The sequence below is a fragment of the Deinococcus sp. Leaf326 genome (assembly GCF_001424185.1).
GTDB lineage: Bacteria > Deinococcota > Deinococci > Deinococcales > Deinococcaceae > Deinococcus.
This window is the reverse complement of record NZ_LMOM01000068.1, coordinates 1-6454: the sequence shown is the minus strand read 5'-3', so window position 1 is coordinate 6454 and position 6454 is coordinate 1. Positions and strand designations below refer to the sequence as shown.

The window sequence follows — 6454 nt, the reverse complement described above, 5'->3', positions numbered from 1 at the left end:
CCTCCAGTTTCCGAGAGCAGCGCACTCCGACCAYGATGTCCAAGCCATGGGCGAGGACACCCCGAATGAACTCGGCACTCTCGAACCCCCCGTCTGCATGCAGACGGGGCCGACGGTTGCCCTTCAGTCACGTGGCTGGGACGGTCCGRAGCAAMTTCAGGGCGAGTTGGGCGGGGGACGCCTTGCCCTTCCCTCGCCAGATCTGAAAAGCCCAAGGGAGCCGCAGCTCCCCGCAGCACAGGTACAGYACRACCAGGTGGACCCCCCGGGCRCCGTGGTAAGTGTGGACCCAATCGGCCAGTTCAGCGAACTGGCCGGTCTTTTCCAAGCTCGTCAGGTCSACCAGCAGTTCCAGCCGGGGACGCGGATGGGGTGACGCTCGCCACCAGTCCTGCGCGGTCTTGAGGGCGTGCTGCAGGATGTCAGAATAGAGCCGTCTGGAACGCGGTTCTTTTGGGTTCACACCCCACTATGGGGCCAAAAGTGCGTTCCAGACGTCCTTTCCCAAAACTGCAAGATGTCAGTCTAGGTAATAAGGAGCCCGCCCCGGCGCGTCGCCCAGGGCGGGCGAGAGGAGAACAGGCGATTAACGCTTTGACTCCAGGGTAATGTTCACTTTCAGCGCCGGAGCACCCCAATCCTGTTCGTCCCACTGTCCGTGAACCAGATGTTGTTGTCCGGCCCAATAACGATGCCCTGCGGGCTGCTGTTCGGGGTCGGGACGGCAAACTCGCTGAATACTCCAGCGGGGGTGAGCCGGGCGATCTTGCCCGCCACGCTCTCGGTAAACCACAAGTTCCCGTCCGAGTCACTAACGATCTCCGCCGGGCCAGCATTCGGGGTCGGCACCGTGAACTCCGTGACGACGCCCGCTGGGGTGATCCGGCCAATCTTGTTGGCTGCCTGCTCAGTGAACCAGAGATTTCCGTCCGTATTGCTGGTGATGCCGAACGTTGCGTACAAGGAACCATCTCTAAAGGCGCTTGGCACCGGGAAGCTGGTCGTCGTACCGGCTGGTGTGGTTCGCCTGATGACGTTGAACGTCGTGTCCGTCGACCACAGGTTCTCGTCGGCCCCCTTGGTGATGGAGTTCGGCTGACTCTGACCACTTATTGTGATGTCCGAGCCGAGCGTCCCGGTGGTCGAGATCCGGTTGAGGGCGCTATTCGTGCTTCCTTGCTCGGTGAACCACAACCGGTTGTCCGGACCTACCGTGATGCCTACGGTGCCGGAGTACGCTGCCGAAGTGGTGAACTCTGTGAGCGTCCCTGCGGTCGTGATACGGCCCACTTGGTTCGAGTTTCCCTCCGTGAACCAGAGAGCATTGTCCGGGCCGGTGATGATGCTCAAGGGGATATTGGCACTGCTCGCTGTCGGGATGCTGTACTCACGGTTGACGACTCCAGTCGTCGTGATGCGCCCGATCTTGTCGCGGTTCGACTCAGTGAACCAGAGGTGCCCGTCCGGTCCCACCGTAATCCCGGCCAGCCCACTGTTCTCTGTAGGGACCGCATAGTCGTTGAAAACCAACTGATCGAACAGGCTGGCGCTGCTGGTGGCGCTGCTTCCATCCGCGTTCGTCACCACAATGTCGACCTTCCCGGCGGGCAGGTTGGAGGGGCTGGTGACGGTCAAGCTGGTGGAGCTGTTCCGCGTCACGCTCCCGGCCGCCACTGACCCGAACTTCACACTTGTCCCGGAGGTGAAGTTGGTACCAGTGATGGTGACCGTGGTGCTGTCCAGACCAAGCGCAGGACGGACGGCGGTAACGGTGGGAAAGGGGACCACATCGTTCCCGGAGGCCACCACCACGCTGAAGTTGAAGGGATCCGTCTGCGGGCTGGTGTTCGCGATGGCGACTGCGAAGGTGACACGCGCACTGGCCCCAGCGGCGATGGGCGCGTTGCTGCGCCAGCCGCTGGCCGCACGGCCATTGATGACCAGCCCGGCAGGCGTCACTGGATTGAGGACTGAGGTGTTCAGCGCCGTATAGGGCGTAGCGTCGGCATCGGTGATGACCGCGCCTTGTGCCGTGCTGTACACCATCCCGGTGATCGGCGTGAGGTCAGTGGCGCGGGCGGAGGTGTCGCTACTGTCGAAACGGGTCAGGTTCTTGAAGTAGGTCGCCCCCACCGTCGGGGTGGTGCTGGCGGGCGTGGTGGCGTTCGGGTCGGGGTCGGTGTTGACCGGTACAAAGGTCAGGTGGTCCAGTGGGGCGCCAGTGTTGTTGGTGACCGTGTATACCGCCCGGACGTAGCGGGTGGTGCCGGTCGCGAAGGTGTCCACCGTCAGTGGTGTGAAGGTCAGCTTGCTGTCGTCGACGTCCTTGAGGGCCTGGGCGCCCAGACCCGCATGGACTGCCGAGACACTGGAAGAGGCCTGGGTGCTTCCGACACCGCGAAACTGCACCTCGTAGAGCGAGCCGGCTTGGACTTGCGGGCTGGCAGGCGTGGAGGGCGCGGTGGTCACCGGCGCACCGCTCTGATCGGTGGCGTTCTGCCCGCAGGCGGCAAGGAGGAGGGCAGGGAGCAGCAGGCTCAAGAGTTGGCGGCGCACGGTCAGAACTCTCTCTTAGGGGAGGAGCTGACGTTGCCGAAGCCAACGAGACCAGAGAGGCTGCAGACTCCGTAGACGCCGGTGCTTGCCAGAGCAATCTCAGGGTGATGGGGGATACCAGGGATAGTCATGAGGAACCTCGCTGAGTGGGCATACGGGGAGAAAAAAGATGAGTCTTCTATAAATAACCTAGGGTCTATCACTAATTTAGTACTAACCAGAGGGTTGGAATGAGTGTTGGGTGTCTTTGAAAACGATGTGATGTATAGCTCGTCCGGCAAAGACGCGCCGCAGGATGAAGAGGCAGGCAAACTGAATCCTCTCCAGAACATTCTGTGCTTTGACTTTGTCTTGCGTGCGGACATGCCAGAGGCTGTGGGGTGGTCATCTCATGACATCAGACGAACGCTGGTGACTGGTTCCTGGCGTCTATTCCACGTGCCTGTCGCTCATTGCGTACTGCTGGGCACTTGCGCAGGAGGCGCACCTGCAGCGGCCTAAACGGCGAGATCAGCACGCACAGGACAGCCATACCGGTGGATTGCCAACCGGACATCCTGTTCATCGGCCATATCTAGACCCACCTCAGGTGTCCAGAGGCTGGAGAACACTTCCCGACCATTCAGGTTCAGACCCGGCAAAATGTGGCGGAGCCAAGCCCTGGGCGTGAACTCCATAGGTTCGTTCCCCCCGAGTGGTGTCAGTGGATAAATGAAGGCGACGTCGTCCAGCTCGACAGCGGCGTACCGCGTAGGACCCACTGTTGTTTCAAAGCGCCTCACCTCCTTAGATTAAGGGATGATATAGGTTCCTGGGAAGAGTGGTGTTCTCAGGCTCGCGGCGTTACACCTCCCATCACAGGTTTAGAAAAGCGCTTGATCACCGGCTTGACCTGCGCCCAGCGGCGCCGGCCCCAGCCTCCGATGTCGTCATCCGACCAGTCCAGTGTTGCCACCAGGTTGCAGACCTCCAACACCACCACCAGCACGTCTGCCGTCGCTCCCTGCGAGAACAGCATGCCAGGCATCAGCAGCAACGGTCCCAGGCGCAGTACCGCACTCGCCCAGAACTTGCCGACCCGCCGACACAGCACCCCGTAGCCCATCTGGGCCCCGGCCAGCAGAAGCAGCGTTAGCAGGCCGGCCCGCACCCCGCCGATCTCATCTGCCAGGGCACTGATCCCCGCACTCAGCAGGAACACCCAGAACCCCACCATGAAACCCTTGACCTGTAAGGGCGTCATGCGGACACCGCCTGGGCCACGATAGGTTCCACCTGATCAAGGCCGAACACGCCGGTCATCCGCTCGTCGCAGCCGTTCCGCACCTTGAGGATCCCCCGGGGCAATTCCCCTGGGCGAGGGCGCAGGCCCATCGCTTTCAACTCGTCATGGGTGTGCAGACCCGCTGGGGCCTGCTGCCGGTACATCGGTGTTCTGGATGTCATAGCCCCCTCAGTCCGCAGCATGGCGGTTCCTCGTGCGTTGCAGGCTCAGCGCACAGCTCAGGCTCTCCCGACTGGCCCCCAGCATCGTGGCCAGGGAGGCCTGGGACAGACCCTCCACGTCGACCAGGGTCGAGAGGCGCCCGAACCGTTCACTCAGCAGCGCCTTGCTCCGCACCCACTGCACCTGCACCAGCGCGGTCGTCGATTCGATGTCCCGCGGCGAAGCCGACCACGGCACCGCCGCATCCTTCGCCCCCAGGAAGGTCTGCGCTGGGCGCAACCAGTCCATCAGCTCGTCGGGTAGCGCCGCTCCCCCCGGCCAGACCACCCCAGGAAGGAGCAGCACGGTTTCCTCACTGCCGACCACCGCCACCACCCCAGTGTGGACCAGAAAGCTGCTGTCCGGGTGTGGCCCCAACAGCGTCCGGTTGTAGGTCACTCACACCACCTGCTCGAAGTCCCGCGTGATGACGTAGGCCGGCAACTCCGCGCCGTTGCTCAGCGTCCGCTTCATGCCCAGGACGGCCTGCACCGTGACCTGCTCGCCGGGTTGCCCGTCCTTGCCCTTGATCCGGCGCCACGTCGTCCCGGCCGGGACCAGCGAGGCTGCGGCCGGGTCTTTCAGGAACCGCCACAACCGATCCAGTACGCGCTGCTTCATGATGTCCAGTCGAAGTCGCTCATTCGCTTGCGACTTGGGCGGCGCCCGGTTGAGCAGCGCATCCAGACGCAGGGTGAGGAACTCACCCTGCTGCGCGTACTCCTCTCGCGTGCATTTCCCCATCGTCACATCCCGGTGCAGTTGGATGCCCTCCCGGAAGACCTGCGCGACCCGTCGCCCATACAGCTCTCCCCGCCCAGGTCGCCGCTGGAGAACAGCAGCGACTTCATCCGCATTGCGGATCAGGTGTGCCAGGCACTTCTGCTGCCGGACGTCTTGCAAGAAGCGGCTGTCGTACGAGGAGAAGCGGTCGCTCACCAGCACGCCTGCGAAATTCTGCCCCAGGCCTTCCCGGACTTCCACGTTCGTGTGCCGCAGGTTGGCGCGGAACACCACGGTGTCGGCACTGCGGAACGTACCCACCCAGGCGTTCTGAGCGCTGATCCGCCAGCCCGTGTCGTCGTGATGCACGAACGGCGCCTGCTGGATCTGTGCCTGCAACGCATCGACGTGGATGGCGAGAGGGCTGCCGTCGGCAGCAAGCCGCTGTGCGGCTTGCGTGATCGCACTCTGCGTGATCTGAAGCCCTCCAAGGAGGTCCATGACCCGACCGATACGGCGGACCGGAAGGCCCAGCTCGTGATGGAGGGTCTGAAGGGTGGCGTGCAGGACAGGGCCGAGTCGATGGGCAGTCGCACCGACCTGATCGCTGTTCACAGCGGGATGGTCACCACGCACCGCGTGGTGACACTGCGGGCACGCCATGACGGGCACGTGGTACTCGGTAACCTGCATGGCGTTCTGGGGAACGAGTTCCGTGACCCAGACCTTGTCCTGACGCGTGAAGATCAGCGGCCCCATACACCCACAACGAGGACAGGTGTTGGGTGTGTCGACTTCCACGGTGCCCGTGATCTGTTCTGTCATGGGTGGCGACTTGTGCGCGAAGGTGCCCTCTCCAGGACGGCGTCCTGGTAAGTTGGGATCAGTGGTGCGCTTCTCCCTGCTGAAGGGGGCGGCGTACTTGCGTTCCCGCCGTTCGAGTTCCTCGATGCGCTTCTTCAGGCGGGCGATGTCCGCTTTGAGGGCTTTGTTTTCACCGATCAGTTGGTCGATCTGCTCGGGCTGACGACGGATGATCTCGAAGAGATCTTTCTCGGTCACCTCGGAGCCCATGCCCAGCATGGTAACGGCAAGAGTGCCCAGCCAGAGGTCGAGCACCTGTGGAGGGCGCTAATCACAGACCCAAGCTCTTCTATAAAAGCCATAACATGAACGCAGATAAAATCACGACATTAAGCTTTACCTAGATTTAAAAACTCTTGCGAGGCGCTCTATACCCCATTTGGCAGATCATTTCAGTCTTAAACTAGAGAGATGGTTATTCTCCAAGGTCGCTATCAAGTTTCGCCTACAAAACGTCTGACCATTTCAGCTGAGCCTCATAAATCTCCCGAAGGCGCTTTCCTGCTTGACCTTCAGGCCCTTCAGCAAGCCTGCGACCTCAATGAGGGTCACTGCGAGATTCAGATTTCCACTCTTTATGGTGTCATGCGAGGCACGTTAGTTGAGCGTCCTGGACGTCGATTTCACCACCGCCTGTACGAGGGCCACGTCGCCTTCGTGCCGCAGGCCTAAGAGAGTAACTTGAATGCATAGGTCCGTATGAGCCTAGAGTTGACGGTCTACCTGACCCTTCTGGGGTGGCTGGTTCCCACGCTCCTGGGGCTGACGTGGCACTTTGCCGACGCCCTGGTGTGGGCCCTGCCGGTACGCCGACCTGTTCACCGG

6 protein-coding genes are annotated in these 6454 nt (G+C 62.0%); 1 reads left to right on the top strand and 5 read right to left on the bottom strand.

Translation table 11 applies throughout. The features are described from left to right. Nucleotides 1-618: 618 nt before the first annotated feature. The 5 genes from ASF71_RS19175 to ASF71_RS19155 all read right to left on the bottom strand — a co-directional run bounded on the left by ASF71_RS19175 (nt 619) and on the right by ASF71_RS19155 (nt 5884). On the bottom strand, nt 619-2556 hold the full coding sequence (locus tag ASF71_RS19175; RefSeq protein ID WP_156372973.1) for an IPT/TIG domain-containing protein: 1938 nt from the start codon (nt 2554-2556) through the stop codon (nt 619-621). Between the two features lie 829 nt (nt 2557-3385). Then, on the bottom strand, nt 3386-3799 hold the full coding sequence (locus tag ASF71_RS19170) for a hypothetical protein (RefSeq protein WP_056303105.1): 414 nt from the start codon (nt 3797-3799) through the stop codon (nt 3386-3388). Continuing rightward, complete coding sequence (locus ASF71_RS19165) at nt 3796-4002, bottom strand: hypothetical protein (RefSeq protein ID WP_235514622.1); 207 nt, start codon at nt 4000-4002, stop codon at nt 3796-3798. The genes ASF71_RS19170 and ASF71_RS19165 overlap by 4 nt, the downstream gene beginning before the upstream one ends. A 7-nt stretch (nt 4003-4009) precedes the next feature. Next, nucleotides 4010-4441 (bottom strand): hypothetical protein, encoded by a 432-nt coding sequence (locus tag ASF71_RS19160; RefSeq protein ID WP_056303101.1) that lies wholly within the window; start codon nt 4439-4441, stop codon nt 4010-4012. After that, nucleotides 4442-5884 carry a transposase gene (locus ASF71_RS19155; RefSeq protein WP_056303099.1) on the bottom strand — a complete coding sequence of 481 codons (1443 nt, stop codon included), beginning with the start codon at nt 5882-5884 and terminating at the stop codon, nt 4442-4444. It abuts the gene before it with no gap. A gap of 156 nt (nt 5885-6040) precedes the next feature. Between ASF71_RS19155 and ASF71_RS24240 the strand changes: the two genes are divergently transcribed. Further along, nucleotides 6041-6301, top strand: a complete 261-nt coding sequence (locus ASF71_RS24240) for a hypothetical protein (RefSeq protein WP_156372972.1) — start codon at nt 6041-6043, stop codon at nt 6299-6301. Nucleotides 6302-6454: the final 153 nt, after the last annotated feature.

Excerpts from the sequence above, each read along its gene's own strand:
- ASF71_RS19170 (WP_056303105.1), bottom strand. The coding sequence starts at position 3,799 with ATGACGCCCTTACAGGTCAAGGGTTTCATGGTGGGGTTCTGGGTGTTC.
- ASF71_RS19165 (WP_235514622.1), bottom strand. The coding sequence starts at position 4,002 with ATGACATCCAGAACACCGATGTACCGGCAGCAGGCCCCAGCGGGTCTG.
- ASF71_RS24240 (WP_156372972.1), top strand. The coding sequence starts at position 6,041 with ATGGTTATTCTCCAAGGTCGCTATCAAGTTTCGCCTACAAAACGTCTG.